This window comes from Xanthomonas campestris pv. asclepiadis, from assembly GCF_020784175.1.
GTDB classification, from domain to species: Bacteria; Pseudomonadota; Gammaproteobacteria; order Xanthomonadales; family Xanthomonadaceae; genus Xanthomonas; species Xanthomonas campestris_D.
The window spans coordinates 1-19,414 of the sequence record NZ_JAJGQM010000049.1 but is presented as its reverse complement, the minus strand read 5'-3'; the positions used below and the strand labels follow the sequence as shown (position 1 = coordinate 19,414).

Here is a 19,414-nt window from a genome sequence, read left to right as displayed (position 1 = left end):
GGTCGCCAAATCGACGTACAGCGACAAGTCCAATCCCGACATAGGACACGGCACCAAACCGTATTGCTGCTGGCAGGAAGTGACCTTCCGGCACCCACTCAGGCCGGTGCAGGCGTGCTGCACGTAGTTGCCGAGGTAGGCACACGGTTCGCCGCGCCGCGTGTTCGGCACCTGTGCCGCCTGGGCCGAACCGGCAGGCCAGGCTCGCGCCTCAGCGCAAGCCGGTTCTCATCGTTCGCCGTGTAATGCCTGCCCCGCCGCACGGAGCAGGCATACGGCACTCACCGTGCAGGTGTCGCCAGCTGGACCTGCGCCTTGCCCACCGGGTTGCGCGGGTCGCTGCCGCCGGTGAGCACGTTGCTGCGCTTGTCCCATTCCACCGTCTGCAGGTTGCCCCAGACGTGGCTGGAACCGCGGCCGCCCTCGGCGGTGTCGCCGGGCAGCTTGAGCGCATGCCCCATCGCCTGCAGCGCCTTTGCGGTCTGCGGCGAGAACGCGTTGCTCTCGGCCTCGATCACGTCCGGCAGCCACTGGTGGTGATAGCGCGGCAAGGCGCTGACCTGCTGCGCGTCCAGGCCGGCGTCGTAGCCCAGGATGCCGAGCAGCACCATGGTGATGATGCGGCTGCCACCCGGGGTGCCGATCACCGCGACCTTGTCGGCCGATTCCATGAAGGTCGGCGTCATCGAGCTGAGCATGCGCTTGCCCGGCTTGGGCGCGTTGGCCGCGTAGCCCATCACGCCGAAGGCATTGGGCGTGCCCGGCTTGAGCGCGAAGTCGTCCATCTCGTCGTTGAGCAGCACGCCGGTGCCCTTGGGGATCAGGCCCGAGCCGTACAGCAGGTTGACGGTCTGGGTGGCGCCGACGCGGTTGCCTTCGCCGTCGATGATGGAAAAGTGCGTGGTCTCGTCGTCTTCCAGCGGGGTCGGGTTGCCCGACAGCAGATCGCTGGGCGTGGCCTTTTCCGGGTTGATCGTGGCGCGCAGGCCTTGCGCGTAATCCTTGCTGGTCAGCACGCGTTGCGGCACGGCCACAAAGTCCGGGTCGCCGAGGAAGAAGGTGCGGTCGCGGTAGGCGCGGCGCATCGCTTCGACCACCAGATGGGTGCGGTGCGCGTCGTCTAGCTTGTCCAGATCCCAGCCTTCCAGAATCTGCAGCATCGCAGCGAGTGCGATACCGCCGGAAGACGGCGGCGGCGCGGTGGTGATCTTCCAGCCGCGGTAATCGAACTGGATCGGCGTGCGCTCCTTCACCCGATACCCGGCCAGCTCGGCGGCCTTCCACTGCCCGCCGGCCTGCTTGACGCCGGCCAGCAGCTTGCTGGCGGTTTCGCCCTTGTAGAAGCCGTCAAAGCCCTTGTCGCCGAGCAGCTTCAAGGTGTGCGCCAGCTCGGGCTGCTTGAAGATGTCGCCCTCTGCAATCGGCTTGCCGCCGCGCAGATACACCTCGCGCGTGCCGGGGTAACGCTCCATCACTTCGCGCCGCGAGGCATAGCCCTTGGCCATGCGCGCGTAGACGGGGAAGCCCTCGGTGGCGATGCGGATCGACGGTGCCAGCGACTGCTTGAGCGGCAGCCGGCCGTGTTTGGAGGCCAGTTCCACCAGCGCGGCGGGCAGCCCGGGAATACCGGCCGACCACGGGCCGTTGACCGAGCGGTCGCGATCCAGCTCGCCTTTTTTGTCGAGGAACTGCGCTTCGCTGGCCGACTCGGGCGCGGTCTCGCGCGCGTCCAGCATCACGTCCTTGCCGGTCTTGGCATCGTGCAGCAGGAAGAAGCCACCGCCACCCAGACCCGAACTGATCGGCTCGACCACCGCCAGCGTGGACGACACCGCGATGGCCGCATCGAAGGCATTGCCGCCTTCGCGCAGGATCTGCAGGCCGGCATCGGTGGCCAAGGTGTGTCCGCTGGCAATCGCCGCGCCCGGCGGATGCGCCGCCACCGGCGAGCTTGCAGCCGCCGCAGGTTTGCTGCCATCGGCAGACCAGGCCGGCGGTGCCAGCACGAAGGCCAGCAGCAACAGGCCGCGCGCAGAGAAATGTCGGGAAAAAATGCTCACGGGGCGGGAGGCTCCTGTTCGTACAGTTCGGGGTGGTCGCGCTGCAGCTGCATGAGCTTGGCGAGCAATTGATCGTGGGTTTCCGGTATCGCCGGATCCGGGTCGATGCATTCGACCGGGCACACCACCACGCATTGCGCCTCGTCAAAATGGCCCACGCACTCGGTGCAGCGTGCCGGGTCGATGACGTAGATGGTTTCGCCCATCGAGATGGCCTGATTCGGGCACGCCGGCTCGCAGACATCGCAGTTGACGCAGAGCTCGTTGATCTTCAGCGACATATCGGCAACACCATGCGATGCGACGCAGCGCGATGCAACGCCAGGCACTGGAACGCAACGTACCGCCGGACGCGGACGTACGGGGCGTGGCGCGATGCACGGACAACGCCATGCGCGTGGTCGGCAACCGGTCCAAGCGGACCGGCCCCGATGACGTGCGGAATCAGCAGCATGCCGCGATTCCACACGGCGGCCGGACGCGCCCTCCCGCGCATCCGGCCTGGTACGGCATTACTTGGCTTCAACGAAGGTGTATTCCACGCCCTTGGGCTGGACGATGGCCTGCACGCGCGCATTCTCGGGCGCATTGCCGATGAACAGCACGCGCACGCCCTTCATCGAATCCGGCGGCACGTCCTTGAACGCGGCGTCGATCAGGTCGGCCATCTTGGTCGAGGCGGACGAACCGAAGGCCAGCATGTTGCCCGGCTGCACGCCACGTGCGAGTGCGGTCTTGACGCTTTCCAGCTGACGCTCGTAGCTGCCGGCAAACTCGGCATCGGACTCCGGCGGCAAGTAGTACAGGAACGGGCTGTTGGTGGTGGCGCCCAGGTTCTGGCCGACCACTTCCTGCAGGTACTTCTTCCAGCCGGCGTTGTCGTCCTTGGCCGGCGCGGTCAGCGCAGCCGGAGCGGCGGCGGCGGTCGGTGCCGGCTCTTCCTTCTTGCAGGCGGTGACGGCCAGAGCGGCGATCGAAGCGAGCGCCAGCGCGCGCATGGTGTGTTTCATGAAACTCCTCCCTTTGAAAAGCATGTGGTGATGTGACTGCTAGAGAATCAGGCCTGCGCGCGGGCTTGCCGCACCTGCCGCAAGGCTTCGACAACCGAAGCTGGAACGAAACCGGACACGTCCCCGCCCAGCCGCGCAATTTCGCGCACCAGCGAGGACGAGATGAAGCTGTACTGCTCGGCCGGGGTGAGGAACAGCGTCTCCACCTCCGGGATCAGATGGCGGTTCATGCTGGCCATCTGGAATTCGTATTCGAAGTCGGACACCGCGCGCAGGCCGCGCAGCAGCACGCCGGCACCCATGTCGCGCACGAAGTGGGCCAGCAGCGTGTCGAAGCCGCGCACTTCCACGTTGGCATGCGCGGCCAGTGCTTCCTGGGCCAGCTCCACGCGGCGTTCCAGTGGCAGGGCCGGGCCCTTGGAGGGGCTGTAGGCCACGCCGACCACCACGCGCTCGAACAACGGCGCGGCGCGGTTCACCAGATCGATATGCCCGTTGGTGATCGGGTCGAAGGTACCGGGATAGACGGCGGTGCGGCTATTGGCCACGCTCATACGGAAACTACCGGGGTCGGATCGCCGTTCAGTGTAGCAGCGGCCCGGCGGTACAGCGCATAGCGCATCTGCTGGGTGGCGCCTTCGCGGTGCAGGTGCCAGCCGGCCGGCACCTGCGGCGGCAGCTCGGCCGGGGCTTCCAGATACAGCCAGGCATCGGCGGTCAGGTGCGCGGGCAGGCGTTCCAGCACGCTGGGCCATAGGCCGGCGGCAAACGGCGGATCGACGAACACGATGCTGGCCTGCGCCACCGGCGCGCGCTCCAGCCAGCGCAACGCGTCATCCTGCAGCACCTGCACCTGGTCGGCCGCGTCCAGCCGGGTCACGTGCTGGCGCAAGCGCTGCGCCAGGCCGGGGTCGCGCTCGACCAGGGTCGCATGCGCCGCACCGCGCGACACCGCTTCCAGGCCCAGCGCGCCGGAGCCGGCGAACAGGTCCAGCACGCGCGCACCTGGCAGGCGCGGCATCAGCCAGTTGAACACCGTCTCGCGGACGCGGTCGCTGCTCGGGCGCAGGCCGGGCAGGTCCGGCACCGACAATTTGGTGTTGCGCCAGCGCCCGCCGACGATGCGCACCTGCCCTTCCGCGCCGCGGGGCGCCGGCCGTGCGGGGCGGCTCATCGCTGCGCGCCGGGTGTGGGCGAACGGAGGCGGGACAGCGGCGGCACGGATGGCGACATGGCTCAGGGCAGGACGGTTGGCCGGCCATGATACCGCCGCGATTGCCGCAACCGCCCTCCCCTGACCGGCATCGACGCAGGCGATCTGGCGCACGCTCGCCTTGAAAAATCCCCACACGGCCTCATCCCCCAGGCCATCGGCCGCGTTGCGGCCTGGGCCACCATGGAGCACGACCCCAATGACCGTTGAAACCGACAAGCAGACGCTTGGCTTCCAGACCGAGGTCAAGCAGCTGCTGCAGCTGATGATCCATTCGTTGTACTCGAACAAGGAAATCTTCCTGCGCGAGCTGGTCTCCAATGCCGCCGACGCCGCCGACAAGCTGCGTTTCGAGGCACTGGTGAAGCCGGAGCTGCTGGAAGGCGGCGGCGAGCTGCGCATCCGCGTGGATTACGACAAGGACGCGCGCACCGTCACCATCGACGACAACGGCATCGGCATGAGCCGCGAGGACGCGGTCTCGCATCTGGGCACGATCGCCAAGTCCGGCACCGCCGACTTCCTCAAGCACCTCAGCGGCGACCAGAAGAAGGACGCCAACCTGATCGGCCAGTTCGGTGTGGGCTTCTACAGCGCCTTCATTGTCGCCGACCAGGTGGACGTGTACTCGCGTCGCGCCGGCCTGCCGGCCAACGAGGGCGTGCACTGGTCTTCGCGTGGCGAAGGCGAGTTCGAGGTCGCCAGCGTCGACAAGCCCGAGCGCGGCACCCGCATCGTGCTGCACCTGAAGGACGGCGAAGACAGCTTTGCCGACGGCTGGACGCTGCGCGGCATCCTCAAGAAATACTCCGACCATATCGGCCTGCCGATCGAGATGCGCAAGGAGCACCACGGCGAACAGGCCGACGCGCCCGCCGAGCCGGAGTGGGAAGCGGTCAACCGCGCCAGCGCGCTGTGGACGCGGCCCAAGTCCGAGATCAAGGACGCCGAATACCAGGAGTTCTACAAGCACGTCGCGCACGATGCGGGCAACCCGCTGGCGTGGAGCCACAACAAGGTCGAAGGCAAGCTGGAATACACCTCGCTGCTGTTCGTGCCCGGCCGCGCCCCGTTCGACCTGTATCACCGCGATTCGGCCAAGGGCCTGAAGCTGTACGTGCAGCGCGTTTTCATCATGGACCAGGCCGAGCAGTTCCTGCCGCTGTACCTGCGTTTCATCAAGGGCGTGGTGGATTCGTCCGACCTGTCGCTCAATGTGTCGCGCGAGATCCTGCAGTCCGGCCCGGTGGTCGACTCGATGAAGTCGGCGCTGACCAAGCGCTCGCTGGACATGCTGGAGAAGCTGGCCAAGGACAAGCCGGACGACTATGCAACGTTCTGGCGCAACTTCGGCCAGGCGCTGAAGGAAGGCCCTGCCGAAGATTATGCCAACCGCGAGAAGATCGCCGGCCTGCTGCGTTTTTCTTCCACGCACGACACCACCGGCGCGCAGAGCGTTGGCCTGGCCGATTACGTGAGCCGCCTGGCCGAAGGCCAGGACAAGCTGTACTACCTCACCGGCGAGAGCTACGCGCAGATCAAGGACAGCCCGCACCTGGAAGTCTTCCGCAAGAAGGGCATCGAAGTGCTGCTGCTCACCGACCGCATCGACGAATGGCTGATGAGCTACCTCACCGAATTCGACGGCAAGTCGTTCGTGGACGTGGCCCGCGGTGATCTGGACCTGGGCAAGCTGGATTCGGAAGAAGACAAGAAGGCACAGGAAGAAGTCGCCAAATCCAAGGAAGGCCTGGCCTCGCGCATCAAGGCCGCCCTGGGCGACGACGTGGCCGAAGTGCGCGTCTCGCACCGCCTGACCGATTCCCCGGCGATCCTGGCCATCGGCCAGGGCGACCTGGGCCTGCAGATGCGTCAGCTGCTGGAAGCCAGCGGCCAGGCCGTGCCGGAAACCAAGCCGGTATTCGAGTTCAACCCTGCCCACCCGCTGATCGAAAAGCTGGATGCGGAAGCCGACATGGACCGCTTCGGCGATCTGAGCCGTGTGCTGTTCGACCAGGCGGCGCTGGCAGCGGGCGATAGCCTCAAGGACCCGGCCGGGTATGTGAAGCGGTTGAACAAGTTGTTGCTGGAGTTGTCGGCATAAGGGCTGCGACACCTTTCGTGACACACCAGGACCGGCGCATGCGCCGGTCTTTTTTTTGGGCCTGTCTCGTGGCGACGATTGGAAGAGCGGCGACAGCGGTGTCCGACACCACACCGCTTCGGTAACGGCTCGCACTCCTCCATGACGCAGATGCACATGGGACGATGACGACAGTCTTGCCGAATGCGGCCCTAGGAAAAAATTAGTCGGACGTTTATCGGGTCCTCGTTGTCGGGATCATGGCCGGGTGCGTCGCGATACCTGCGCGCTCCGGCCAAAGCACAGGCAACGTCATTGAAGACCGGCCGCAGCGGCGCTTACGCCGATTCCAGTACCCAACATCCGAACGCTGGTCCGGCCGAGTAGCCGGTCTCCGGCTCGATGCGGATTTGCAACGTGGCGCGGCCGGCGACCGCTGCTGGCAAGGCGTAGTCCACATCGACGAAGTCCAGGCTGCGATTGCCATCGAGGCGTTCGTTGGCGATGAGTTCGCCGTCGGCGAGGATGCGGAAGCGGCGGCGGGTTTCGTCGCCCCAGTAGCGCAGGCGCAGGATGCGGGCCTGGGCGGTGTTGCGCAGGGTGAAGGCGATGAAGCCGCCGGTGCGGGCGTCGCGGCCGGCGCGGCGGCGGTAGCTCAGTGCGTAGGAGCTTTCGCTATGCAGGCCATGCGCTTTTTCGGAGGCCTCATCGCCCAGGGCGACGCGGTCCAGTGCGCGCGTGTCCAGCGCCCGTTGCTTCGCTTCTGCTGCGGCCTGCTCGGCTTGATGCTGCTGCCATGCGGCAGCATCGCGATGCTCCAGGTAGGGCGTGCTGCGGCGATCGAACTGCGCGTAGAACGGCGAGAAGCGCCACTGCTGGCTGCCGTCGCTGTAGTCGAACGCGGCCTGGCCTGCCACCGGCTGCAGGCGCTGCAGGATGTCATCGCCTCCGATCAATGCCGGGGTCTTGCCCGACCAGGGTTTTGCCGCATCGCCCAGGTCGGCCGCCAGCACCAGCGGCCCGCGCAGCACCGAGACCCAGGCCGGGTCGTCCGGCGTGGCTTCCAGGCGCAGCGGCATCTCGAACGACAGCGTGAGCGTGTCGCCGGCGCGCCAGACGCGGGCGATGCGCAGGTAGCCCGCATTGACGGTGGCATCGACCGGTTGGCCGTTGAGCTGCAGCTTCGGCGACTGCGCCCAGCCAGGCACGCGCAGTGCGAGCGTGCGTTGCTCGGCCGGAGCGGCGTCGATGCGTAGCGAGGCGCTGCCCTGCTCCGGCATCGCGCTGTGCAGGGTCATGTCCAGCCCGGCGGCATCGCGCACGCTGGAGGGCACATACAGGTTGACGTAGACGCCCTGCCCGTCCTGCCAGTAGATCGAATCACCGAATTGGGCGTGCGCCTCCATGCCGCTGCCGACGCAGCACCAGAAATCGTCGAACGGCGACGACCAGGCGCGCGCTTCGCCGGCCAGCATCGGTGTCATGTAGGTGAACATGCCGGTGCGCGGATGCTGCTGCGCCATCACGTGGTTGAGCAGGGTGCGCTCGTAGTAGTCGAAGAACTCGGCCTGCGGGCCCCATTGGTACAGATGGCGGGTGAGCTTGAGCATGTTGTAGCTGGCGCAGTGCTCGCAGGTCTGCTCGGTGAGAAACTTCGAGATGCTGTCCGGCTGCTGGAAATACTCGCGGTCGCCGTTGCCGCCGATCACGTAGGTGTGATGGTCGGTGACGGTGTGCCAGAAGAAGCGCGCTGCCGCGCCCGAGGCGGCATCGCCGGTGACTTCGTACTCGCGTGCCAGGCCGATCAGCTTGGGAATATTGGTATTGGAATGCTGGTGCACCAGTTCGTCGCGTTGGGCGATAAGCGGATCAAGCACGGCGTGGTGGTGCAGGCGCTGCGCCAGTGCCAGCCATTGCGCATCGCCGGTCCGCACATGCAGCTCGACGAAGGATTCGTTGAGGCCACCGAATTCGCACGACAGCACCTTCTGCAGCTGGGCGTCGTCGAGTGCGGCGAAGATGCCTTGCAGATAGCCGGCCAGGCCGACCGCCACCTGCAGCGCCTGGGCATTGTCGCAATGCGCATGCACATCGAGCAGGCCGGCAAACAGCTTGTGCCAGGTGTACAGCGGCGCCCAGCTGCCGTTGAGGTAGAACGGCGCCGGGTCGATCTTGCCGCGCCTGAGTTCATCGAACACCGCGCGGCCGCTTTCGATCTGGCCAGCGGCGGTCTTGCGGGTGAACCCGGCGACGTAGCCATCACCCGCGTGCGCCTGGCAGCGTGCCAGCTCGCCCACCAGATAGGCTGCGCGTGCGCGGCATTGCGCATCGCTGGTCTGCGCATGCATCAGTGCCAATGCGCTGAGATAGTGACCCAGCGTATGCCCGGCGATGGTGTCCGCCTCCCAGCCGCCGTATGCCTTGGCCTTGGGATCGAGCCCTGCGTACAGCACGAAGTTGTGCAGCAGCCGGTCCGGCTGCAGCCGCATCAGATAGCGACGATTGGTCTGCAGCGCGTCCAGGAACAACGACGGCGTGAGCCGCACCTGCGCCAGCGGGACTGCGCGCACGCTGCCGGGTTGCGCGGCACTGGCCTGCGCCGGAAACCTCAGGAAACCCGCCGCAACCGCCAGGCTGCTCCAGGCCAGAAAACGCCGCCGTGACAGACTCGGCGCGTGGTCGTCGGGCAACTCGCTTGCATGCATATCCGTCATGGGCTCAGCTTAACTCCTGCCGGCGCGCGCGGATTGCGCGCCATTGCGACACACGCCCGCGCAGTCGTGCACACCCGCGACCGCACAGACATGCGCGCGACCGATGACATCTGGCCGCACGCACCGGCGACAAACCGCCCGATCAGAACTTCACCGTGGCACGCGCCCAGTAGAACCGACCCAGCAGATCGTAGGTGGCCACATCGGTATTGGCGTTGCCGACGTTGTTAGAGTAATACAGCGGCGGCTGCTTATTGGCGATATTGTCCACGCCCACTTCAAAGCGCGTATGCCACGGCTCGACGTTGTAGCCGAGCTGCAGGTTGTTGTAGACATAGGCGCCGATCTTGCGCACCACCATCGGCTCGCTGGAATCGGCCGACAGGCTCTGGTCCGGATCCGAATTGCCGATGGCGGTGTGGCCCACATAGCGGATGCGCCAGGTGGCGCTCCAGTCGTCCAACGCCCAGTTCACCGTGCCCAGCGCACGCCAGCGCGGGAAATTGCCGTAGGCCTGGGTGTAGCGGCCCACGTTGTGGATGGTGACCGAGCTGGGGTCGGTGGTATCGGGCAGCACGTCGTAACGGGTGAGATAGGTGCCGTTGAGCCCGGCGCTGAGATTGCCCCACGCGGTGGGCGGCGCGCGGTAAGTCAGGTTGAAGTCCATGCCCTTGGCCCACAGCTTGCCCAGGTTGACGGTGGGTTCGGCGATGTAATTGATGGTGCCGTTGCCGTTGCGATGGATCAACGCGCAAAAGGAGCTGGCCGGGTTGGCGAAGCATTGATTGAGTACGGTCTGCGCCGACACCGTGGTGATGGTGTCTTCCAGATCGATGCGCCACCAGTCCGCGCTCAGCGACAGCCCATCGATCCACTGCGGGTCGTACACCAGTCCCACGTCGTAGGACTTGCCGGTTTCCGGCTTGAGCTGGTACCCGGCCACTGCTGCGCCGGACACCTTGCCCGATACCTGGCCATCGGATTGCTGGTAGCTGCCATCGGTGGGCACATTGGCGCAGGCCACGCTATTGCCACCGGTGTAGCCATTGCATGGGTCGTTGACGGTGGCCGCATCGCCGGCCACGCCGGCGTACAGCTCGTTGATGTTGGGCGCGCGGAACACCTCCGACACCGTGCCGCGGATCAGCAGGTTCTCGATCGGGCGATATTCCAGCGACACCTTGCTGTTGGTCTTGCTGCCGACCGAGCTGAAATCGGAAAAGCGCGTGCCCAGCGTGACGTTCAGGGCGTTGATGCCGGGCAAGTCCTTCAGCAGCGGAAACAGCGCTTCGGCATAGGCTTCCTTGACGTCGAAACTGCCGGCCAACGTGGATGAACAGAATTCGATCACCCCGCACAGGCCGTCTTCATCGCCGGTCCATAGCGGGTCGGAGGCGGTGGTCGAGCGCTCCTTGCGATACGAAATGCCGGTTGCCAGGCTGACGGTACCGGCCGGCAGATCGAACAGCGAGCCGTTGGCATTGGCCTCGAATTGATTGACCGTGTAGACGCTGGTCACGATCGGGTTGACCATCATGCCCTGCAAGGTGGACAGGTTGGCGCCGTCGTTGAGGTTGAAGAAGTTCAGCGGTGTGCAGCCGGCAATCGCCGCGCCTGCGCTGCCGCACTTGACTGCGCCATCGCTGTCAAGGAACGAGGGGCCGATGGCCCGATTGAACGCGGCATAGTCGAGAAAGCCGTTGTTGATCGACTTCTGTTTGACCTTGCCGTAGTTGAAGGTGGCATCCCATTGCCAGGAGCTGTCGCCGAAGCGGCCGCGCAGGCCGGGACTGATCTGGAAGTTGTAGGTGTTGTACTGATAGCTGCGGTTGCCCAGCACGGTGGCGCGCGTGTTGAGGTCGTTGTAGGAGGTGCCGGTGCTGCGATCGGTGCCGAAGTTCACGCCGAACGGGTTGTAGTAGCTCTGCGCCGACACCAGGATATTGTCGCCGTTGGCGAAGATCGGAATCGGCGCAATGATCGAGGCGGATTCGGTTTTGCTGAACCAGGTGTTGACGTAGCCTTCGACGTTGTCGCTGAAGCGATAGCTGCCCAGCAAAAACGCGTTGGTGCGCTTTTGCGGCGTCTGCAACAGGTTGAACGGCTGGTAGTTGTAGGAATCGGCGCTGGCGTCGTAACAGTGGAAATCGCCCGGGCCGGCGCGACCGCTCACGCCGCTGTTGAGGGTGACGCGCCCGCAGCCATTTGCCTGCGCAAGCTGCGTGGACTGGTCCGAGCCATCGTTGAAATTCACGGTACCGGTCGGCGTTGCGGACGAGCCCTGCTTCACCGGTTGCCCGTTGGTCAGTGCGAGCGCGTCCCTGGAATAGTCGCGCGCCGCTGCCGACACCGGATCGATGTTGTGATACGACAGGCCGCCGATCAGGCTGCCGCGCTCCCAGGTCTTGCCGGTGGTCAGGGTGAAGTTGCGTCGATTGCCATCGCCTTCGCTGCTGGTGCCGAAGTCGCTGCTGAACTGCACACCATCGAACTGGCTGCGCAGGATGAAATTGACCACGCCGCCGATGGCGTCGGAGCCGTACACCGCAGAGGCACCGTCGCTGAGCACTTCGATGCGCTCGATCATGCTGGACGGAATCGCGTTGACGTCGTTGTAGGCAAGCCGGATGCCGTTGACCAGCACCAGCGTGCGCTTGTCGCCCAGACCGCGCAGCGAAATGGCCGACGCACCGGTGCCGCCGCCGTTGTTGGTGTACGGATTGGTGGCGTTGCCGGCGATCGATGGCAGCTCCTGCAGCAGATCGCCGACCGTGGCCTTGCCGGTCGCGGCGATCTGTTCCTGGCTGACCGTGACCACCGGGTTGGCGGTTTCGGTATCCACGCGGCGCAAACGCGAGCCGGTAACGACCACGCTATCCAGCGTTTGTGGCGCATCAGCGCTGTTGCCTGCCTGCTGCGCAGACACGGGAGCGGCGGCACCCGCAGAGAGCGCCAGCAGCAGTGCGGCGCTGAGCATGCTCGGCAGCGGGCGCGTGGTCGTGCCGGTGGTCCGGGAGAGAGGCAACAGCAACATCGGCATGCAGGGCTCCTGAGTCGTATGGCAGACAAACGATGGGCAACACACGCCCGTGCCAGCGGACACCAGCGCAGGGCAAGATGGATGGCAGACGCGCGCGCAGCGACATCTCTCGCCACGGCCGTGCTGCAGACACGCAGACAACCTGCGACGCGCACGACCATGCAGGGTCACGCAGCAACGCGTGTTGTCGGAAAGAATGTTGGTTTCGTTCCGGAGGCGCCCATGCGCTCCAGTTTCATCAGCTGGTCACAATGTGCCTGTGCGCATGCGCCACGTCTTGTCGCATTTGGCGACAGCGCATGCGGATAACCGCATGGTTCGCAAATGAACCAGCCTGTGTCGATGCGCTCTGCAGCGATGTCGGCAGCTGGACGTTACACGCAAGACCAGTGGTGACGCACCCTGGACGATGTATCCCCTGCGACCATCTGCGATGTCGGTCGATCCAGGCATCGCGCGATGCGCCTGCATGCAGCAGCGCGATGACGGCCGTCAGCGTGCACTGCCCCGCCCGCACTCGTTCAACGCCCGCCGTCTATGCAGTGCCGTCAACCGGTCTGCCGGCAGGCCCGAACCTGGGCTGTCACGGCGCCTGCGTCGGTGTCGTTGCCTGGGTGTGGTTCCAGTCCGGCGTTGGCGACTGCTGCATCCAGCGCAGGAAGAATCCAGCAGGCGGCGCTTGCCGTAGTCGCCGCCGGCGCCGTGATCGCCGCCAGGCACCACCAGCAGGTCGAAATCCTTACCCGCCTTGATCAGGCGATCGGCCACCTGCAAGGTGCTGGCCGGATCGACATTCATGTCCATGTCGCCGGTGACCAGCAGCAGATGGCCTTGCAGCCGCGCGGCATTTTCCACGTTCGACGATTCGGCATACCACGGCCCGACCGGCCAGCCCATCCATTGCTCGTTCCACCAGATCTTGTCCATGCGGTTGTCGTGGCAACCGGAATTGGCGACGCCTGCCACATAGAATTCCGGATGGAACAGCAGCGCACCCAATGCGTTCTGGCCACCGGCCGAGGTGCCGTATACACCGACGCCGCCGTCGATGGCGTACCACGGGTACTGTGCGGCAACGGCCTTGTGCCAGGCGATGCGATCCGGCAGGCCGGCATCCTTGAGGTTGCGCCAGGCCACCTCGTGGAAGGCGCGCGAGCGATTGTTGGTGCCCATGCCATCGATCTGCGCGACCGCAAATCCCAGCGCGGTCAGCGCTGGCGTGCGGGTGCTGAACGTCTTGGGGACGAAGGACCCCTGCGGGCCGGCGTAGATGTCTTCGATCACGCGATAGCGCTGCTGCGGATCCAGGTGTTGCGGGCGCTGGATCACGCCCCAGATCTCGGTTCTGCCGTCGCGGCCGGTGGTGTGGAACGGCAACGGCGGCTGCCAGCCGGCAGCCTGCAGACGACGCAGGTCGGTGCGCTCCACCGTGCGTGCCAACCCGCCGTCGGCACTGCGTCGCAACTCCAGTACCGGGCCAAGATCCACGCGCGAGTACAGGTCTAGGTACCATTTGCCATCGGGCGAATAACTCACCTGGTGATCGGCGGCCGCTGGTGTCAATGCAGTGAGCCCGCTGCCATCCAGACCGATGCGATAGGCGTGGCGGTAATACGGGTCCTCGCCGGGCTGCATGCCGGAGGCGGTGAAATACAGCTGGCCTGCGGCCTCGTCGAGGTAGTCGAGCTTGCGCACCACCCAATCGCCGCGCGTGACCTGGCGGATCACCGCACCGCTGTGGCCGTCGTACAGATACACGTGCTCCCAGCCATCGCGCTCGGAGGCCCACAGGATCTGCGCGCCGTCGGCCAGATCGCGCCGCGCATGCTTGCCGCCGTCCTCTTGGGTTCCGCTGAGTTCGGAGTATTCGATGAAGGTGGGCGAGGTCTCCTCGATCAGCGTGCGCGCGGCGGCCGTGCGCGCGTCCACTTCGATGACCCGATACAGCTGGTGCCCGCGCGCGTTGTATTCGAAGGTGAGCCCGCGGCTGTCCTTCCACCAGACCATCTCGCTCAAGCTGAAGGCATTGGGCAGCAGTGTCATCGCCACCGGATGCGCGGCGCGCGTAGCGATGTCGAACAACACCGGCTGCATCACCGGCAAGGCATCGCCAGGCTTGGGATAGACCTGCTGATGCACCTTCGGCTGCAGCTGGTCGGCCGGCGCCGATTCGATGTAATAGACCATGCGTGGCGGCGGCGCCTTGACCCGATACGCAGCCAGATGCTGCGAGTCCGGCGACCACACCACGCTGTCGAGTGCGTAGTAATCGTCGGCACTACCATCGCGGCTGAGCACGCTGCGCGCGCCACCACCGACCGGTGCGATCACCAGATTGGCCTGCTCCACCCAGGCGCGCCAGCGGCCATCCGGCGATAGCCTGGCCTGCCGCTCGCCCTGCTTGAGCGGCAGGCGCATGTCCATCGACTCGGCCTGCACGTCGCGTTCGGGCACACGCGCGCAGCGATAGCGGGCCAGATCGCACTGCCAGCCCCGCTTCGCCAGCTGGAAGCCCAGGCGCTGCTGTTGCAGCGTGGGTTGTTCCAGCTGCAGGTGCGTGGCGTCGATGGCTTGCGCACCGGCCTGCGTCAGGGCCGCCGCCAGCCGCGCATGATCGAAGGCCAGCGTGTTGCGGCCGCTGGCCGCATCCACCAGGCGGTACTCGATGGCCGGCGCCTGATCGGCACGTGCAACGCCACGCCGATACAGGAAATGCCCCGCATCGATCCACACCGGCGCGGTCGGTTGCCTGTCGACCAGCGACGCGTAGTGATCGGACAGGCCGATCGCCTGCGCGTACTGCGTCGGTGGCGGCGTGGACGACAGCGAGGCAGCCGCTGCGCTTGCCGAGAGCGTCCAGAGTGCGACGCTCAGGCAGCACGCAGCGACGAAGTGCCACCGAGAGCTCTGATGCAGGAGTGGCTTCATGCGTTTATCCGCAGAGATGGCGTGTTCATGGTCGGCGCGTCATGCACGATGAGAGGGAGTGACATCGGCGATGCGGTGCATGCCCGAATCGGCTCGCACACAACGGCCTGCGAAAGCCTCCGTGGTCGATGGCGATCACGGTAACGCGACAGGGCTGGCACGGTCATCGCGCCGACGGTCCATCACGCGTACCAGGCCTGCACCTTCACCGCCGCCGTGCTGCCGGGCAATGCCACACGATCGGCATGCGGGCCTTGCGGACGCGCCGGCTTGCCGTCGACGAGCACGCGGGTGAGCTTCTTACCCTTGGGCGCACGCAGGCTCAGCCAGGTGTGCCTGGGTGGCCGTTCCGGCAGTTGCACCTCGGCATCGATACGGCGTGCCTCCACGTCAGCGCGCAAGCTCAGCGTGAGCTTGCCCCAGCGTGTGGGCGCCGCCGTGATGCCGACCGCAGCGCCACTGCCCAGCCATGCGCGCGGCAGCGCACGTGCAAGGAACAGCTGCTCGCCTGCGCTGTCGTCGCTGACCAGCATCCAGCGCAGCAGCAACGGGATGGTCATCTGCGCGGGGATGCAGAACAACGGCATGCCGCCGGTAATGCCGCTGACCTCGCCGGCCGTCCAGCTGCCGCGCGTATGCACTTGGTAGCGGTGCGCGTAGACGAACAACAGATACTCTTCGATACGATCCAGCCGCAGCAGCTGTTGCGCATAGCCGTAGGAGATGAAGCCGAGCAGATCGCGACTGCCCGGCTCCGGCGGTGCGATGTTGGCCACCACGCCGATGCTGGTACCGCCATGGCCGCGCAGGCAATCGATCACCAGGTTGGCCAGGTCGTCGGGCAGCACATCGGCCTGCAGCAATTCTGCGTAGGCGCGGTGCGGCCATTGCTGCTCGCTGGGCTTTTCCTGCAGCAACGATTGGCGAAACGTCAGTGTGGTGCCCGGCAACGGGCCGATATACGGCGGTGACAGATCGCGGCGCACGTTGGCACGCAGGCTGGCGTGCAGCCGTGTGCGCAACTGCCTGGCGCGACGCTGCCATTGCGTGGACAGGCCGGCATCGCCGCCGAGCGTGCTCCAGACCTGGGCAATGTCTTCCCAGCCGCGTATCGTCAGCGCGCTGTTGGCGTAATACGGTTTCCACCACAGCGACGGGGCGGGAAACAGACAGGCATCGGATTCGTTCCAGCCATGCAGCAGGCCATGCCCATGCGCGCTGCGCGGCAATGCCATCGCCTGGTCGTGCAGATCGCATAGCAGCTGGGCGGTGGCAGCGATCTTTGGCAGCAGGCGCCGCAGCCGCGCTGCATCGCCGGTGTAGCGCAGATAGCGCGCCAATAGCGACAGGGTCAGCCCGAACTGCCCGACCTCCGGCCCGCGCATGTTCGGCAGGCCATCGTCCTGCACGAAGTCGTCGAAGTAGTTGTCCAGTACCGCAGCGGCCTGCGCGAAGCGGCCCCATTCCAGATTGGCGTAGAGCGAACTGGTGAAGGTGTCCTGGAAGCCGTCGTACTCGTTGCCGTAGTAGTCGCGCTCCACCGCACCGTACTTCGGGTAATCGCCACCGGGGCGCACTACCAGCTCGCGCGCAAACGCAAATTGCGCCATGTCGTTCCAGCTGGCATCGGGCAGTTGCGCCTGCACCGTGCCGTCCAGGGCCTGCTGCCAGTACGCGGCGAAATCGAGCAATGCCGCATAGAACTGTTCGGCAGTGGCCGGCTTGCGCGACGGTGCGAACGCGGGATAGCTGTGGGTGTAATGCACGCCGACGATCTGGCCGCCGCGCACATGCATCGTGCGATGCCAGGTCTGCACCACGAAGCGATCGCTGGCACGCACGTCGGCAAACACCAGCACGTCGTACCAGCCATCGGCCTGGCCCTGGCGCCGCATCACCTTGCGCACTGCCGGCATCCATCCACCCAGCAGGCCTTCCTCACGCCGTTTGACCAGCGCCTCGTCGCCCAACTCGGGGAAGGCGTGTTCGGGCCGCGCGGTGCGGCTACGGCCGTTGGGCAGGATCGGCATGGTGTCCAGGCTTTCGCGCGTGCCGACGAAGGTGGTCCATGGCCAGCGCCCGCCAGTGTCCTTGGGGTCGAGCAGCGAGGCCGGAGGCGGCGCGACATCGCGCACCTGCGCCTCGTCCGGGTCGCCATCGCGCAGCAGGCGGTCGGCGAGCAGATCGGCCTCGGCCATCGCCACCTCGGCCAGCGGCATGCCGAAGTAGGGCTTGCCCTCGGCCGGATAGGCCGGCTCGGTGCGTTTGTCCAGGCGCAGCATGCCGCTGTCGGTCCACAGCGTCAGCGCACCCTGCGGGTCGTCGAGATGCTCGTAGACGGTCCAGTCCTGCTGCAGATGCCGAAAGCTGCAAAGTTTGCTGCCGACATGCGCGGCCGACGGCAATGCTTCAAGACGTGGCAGCGCCGGTGGCGGCAACGTCGCCGGGGTGTGCGGCGTGCCCGGCTTCGCGAGCGCGGCACCTGCGCCCACCGCCGCGGTCGCCGCCATGCCCTGACGCAAAAAGGTCCTGCGGTCCATCGTCGCGCCCTCGCTTGATCTCATCCACATCGTGCGCGACTGCGCGCCCCGCGTCTTGTGGGGCGTATCTGGCACGTGTGCGGAAATCCGCACATAAGCAGCTCTTTCTGCGCTGCCATCAAGGCAACGCACAGTGCCGTCCCTTCGCCCCCCCTGCCAGTTAGCCACGTGACTTTCTGGCCACGCCGGCATCTGCGGTGGCAGCCACACTGGCTGCACAGACGCAGGCGGCACTGTCGCCGGACAGCCACACAATCCAAACCCACCTACAAGGAACGTCATGCAGCCATCCCTACCGCGCATCGCGCACAGTGCCCGCGCCGCAGCGCGGTTTTTCGATGCATGCAGTGCGTCTGCCAGGCAGTTGCAACGTCCGGCGCATTGCTGGCTGTGGCTGGCCTTGATCGCGCCCTGCATCGCGCAGGCGCAGGTGGACCTGTCGCAACTGGATGCCGAGATGGCCGCGCCACGCACCCAGGTGCTGGTACTCGGCAGCGTGCACCTGTCGCAGTTGCCCGACGGCAGCGACATAAGTGCAGCACGGCTGCAACCGTTGCTGGACCGATTGGCGGCCTACAAGCCAACCATCATCACGACGGAGGATCTGTCGGGCGAAACCTGCGATTTGATACGCCGGCACCCCACGGTCTATCTGCCGGAAGACAGTGCAGCCTATTGTCCCAAGGTCGACGACGCGGCACGTGCGACCGGCCTGGATGTGCCGGCCGCCATCGGCAAGGTGCGTGCAACACTCAAGAGCTGGCCCAGTGCGCCGACGTCGGCGCAGCGCCGACAGCTGGCTGCATTGTTTCTGGCCTCGGGCGATCCATGGTCTGCCTTGGTGCAGTGGTTGCAGCTTGCACAGACGGAGCAACGCCCTGGCGATGGATTGGATGCCGCGCTGGTGGCACGGCTGCGTGCGATGGAACATCGCCAGGACGAGAGTAGCCAGATCTCCGTGCCACTGGCGGTACGGCTGGGCCTGCAGCGCATCTACCCGGTCGACGATCACACCGGCGATAACGCGGAGGTGGACGACACGGCGGCCTATGGGAATGCGGTCCGGGCGGCCTGGGAAGAAGCCGCGCATCGCGCCGGCACGATGCGCGCGCAGAAAAAACAGCTGGCGCAACAAGGCAAGCTGTTGGAGCTTTACCGCGCAATCAACCTTCCGGCCAACCAGCAGTTGTCGATCGAGGTGGACTTCCGCGCTGCGTTGAGCGACACCTCGCCGCAACACTACGGCTATCGCTACGTATCCGGCTGGGAGATCCGCAACCTGCGCATGGTGTCCAACGTGCGTGCCAGCTTTGCCGACCAACCCGGTGCACGTGTGCTGGCGGTGGTGGGCGCTACTCACAAGCCCTGGTTCGACAACTGGCTGGGACAGCTGCAGGGCGTGGATATCGTGGATGCGGCGCAGGTGTTGGGTGCCGACGGAAAGTGAGCGACAGTGAGTACAACGGCTTCAGCGTGACGCTCTCAGTCAAAAGCCTGATTGGTCGAGCGCGCGGTGCCCTCGCCGCTCGTGGGACACGCCGTAAGCCCTTCCCTGGGGAATCGGTCTCGGCATCCATGCCGCCATACGGTCCCGCAACCGGCTAGGACACCGCACCAGAGAGTTGGTCGGTGATTTGGCAAAAATCTGCTTGTTGCTCGGGGTGCATTGGAAGGCTGATCGGAGGCGACGCTATCCAAACAACACACGTCATGTTTTGCTCGCGACCTTGCGCGCCGACCATCTCGACTGGTCCTTGCCCGCCTACCGTCGCGGGACCTTACGCGGCATGGATGCCGCGTAAGAGCCTCCATGGACGGATTCACGG

General features: G+C 65.9%; 10 protein-coding genes and 1 pseudogene. 2 read left to right on the top strand and 9 right to left on the bottom strand.

Annotation, left to right across the window (positions count from 1 at the left end):
* Window positions 1-281: 281 nt before the first annotated feature.
* From ggt to rsmD, 5 genes are all read right to left on the bottom strand, one after another.
* A complete protein-coding gene (gene ggt, locus LL972_RS17860) occupies window positions 282-2,060 on the bottom strand; it encodes a gamma-glutamyltransferase (protein WP_228328733.1) in 1,779 nt (592 codons plus the stop codon).
* Window positions 2,057-2,341, bottom strand: coding sequence for a YfhL family 4Fe-4S dicluster ferredoxin (locus LL972_RS17855; protein WP_003489796.1), 285 nt, complete (start codon window positions 2,339-2,341; stop codon window positions 2,057-2,059). Before LL972_RS17855 ends, ggt begins: the two co-directional genes overlap by 4 nt.
* A 231-nt stretch (window positions 2,342-2,572) precedes the next feature.
* Window positions 2,573-3,070 (bottom strand): hypothetical protein, encoded by a 498-nt coding sequence (locus LL972_RS17850; protein ID WP_228328732.1) that lies wholly within the window; start codon window positions 3,068-3,070, stop codon window positions 2,573-2,575.
* Window positions 3,071-3,117: 47 nt separating this feature from the next.
* Window positions 3,118-3,624: a pantetheine-phosphate adenylyltransferase gene (gene coaD / locus LL972_RS17845; protein ID WP_104582103.1), complete on the bottom strand. Its 507-nt coding sequence runs from the start codon at window positions 3,622-3,624 to the stop codon at window positions 3,118-3,120.
* On the bottom strand, window positions 3,621-4,310 hold the full coding sequence (gene rsmD, locus LL972_RS17840; RefSeq protein WP_228328743.1) for a 16S rRNA (guanine(966)-N(2))-methyltransferase RsmD: 690 nt from the start codon (window positions 4,308-4,310) through the stop codon (window positions 3,621-3,623). Before rsmD ends, coaD begins: the two co-directional genes overlap by 4 nt.
* Window positions 4,311-4,482: 172 nt before the next feature.
* Between rsmD and htpG the strand changes: the two genes are divergently transcribed.
* Window positions 4,483-6,387: a molecular chaperone HtpG gene (gene htpG, locus LL972_RS17835; RefSeq protein WP_228328731.1), complete on the top strand. Its 1,905-nt coding sequence runs from the start codon at window positions 4,483-4,485 to the stop codon at window positions 6,385-6,387.
* A gap of 317 nt (window positions 6,388-6,704) precedes the next feature.
* Here the strand turns inward: htpG and LL972_RS17830 are convergent, their stop codons facing one another.
* The 4 genes and pseudogenes from LL972_RS17830 to LL972_RS17815 form a co-directional block, all read right to left on the bottom strand.
* Window positions 6,705-9,080 carry a glycoside hydrolase family 127 protein gene (locus tag LL972_RS17830; RefSeq protein WP_228328730.1) on the bottom strand — a complete coding sequence of 792 codons (2,376 nt, stop codon included), beginning with the start codon at window positions 9,078-9,080 and terminating at the stop codon, window positions 6,705-6,707.
* A 142-nt stretch (window positions 9,081-9,222) separates the two neighbouring features.
* Window positions 9,223-12,120, bottom strand: a complete 2,898-nt coding sequence (locus tag LL972_RS17825) for a TonB-dependent receptor plug domain-containing protein (RefSeq protein ID WP_228328729.1) — start codon at window positions 12,118-12,120, stop codon at window positions 9,223-9,225.
* A 583-nt stretch (window positions 12,121-12,703) separates the two neighbouring features.
* Window positions 12,704-15,048, bottom strand: a pseudogene (locus LL972_RS17820) (DPP IV N-terminal domain-containing protein).
* Window positions 15,049-15,230: 182 nt separating this feature from the next.
* Complete coding sequence (locus LL972_RS17815) at window positions 15,231-17,588, bottom strand: Tat pathway signal protein (RefSeq protein WP_228328728.1); 2,358 nt, start codon at window positions 17,586-17,588, stop codon at window positions 15,231-15,233.
* Between the two features lie 280 nt (window positions 17,589-17,868).
* On the opposite strand from LL972_RS17815, the gene LL972_RS17810 reads away from it, so the two are divergent.
* Window positions 17,869-19,035, top strand: coding sequence for a DUF5694 domain-containing protein (locus LL972_RS17810; protein ID WP_228328727.1), 1,167 nt, complete (start codon window positions 17,869-17,871; stop codon window positions 19,033-19,035).
* Window positions 19,036-19,414 lie beyond the last annotated feature (379 nt).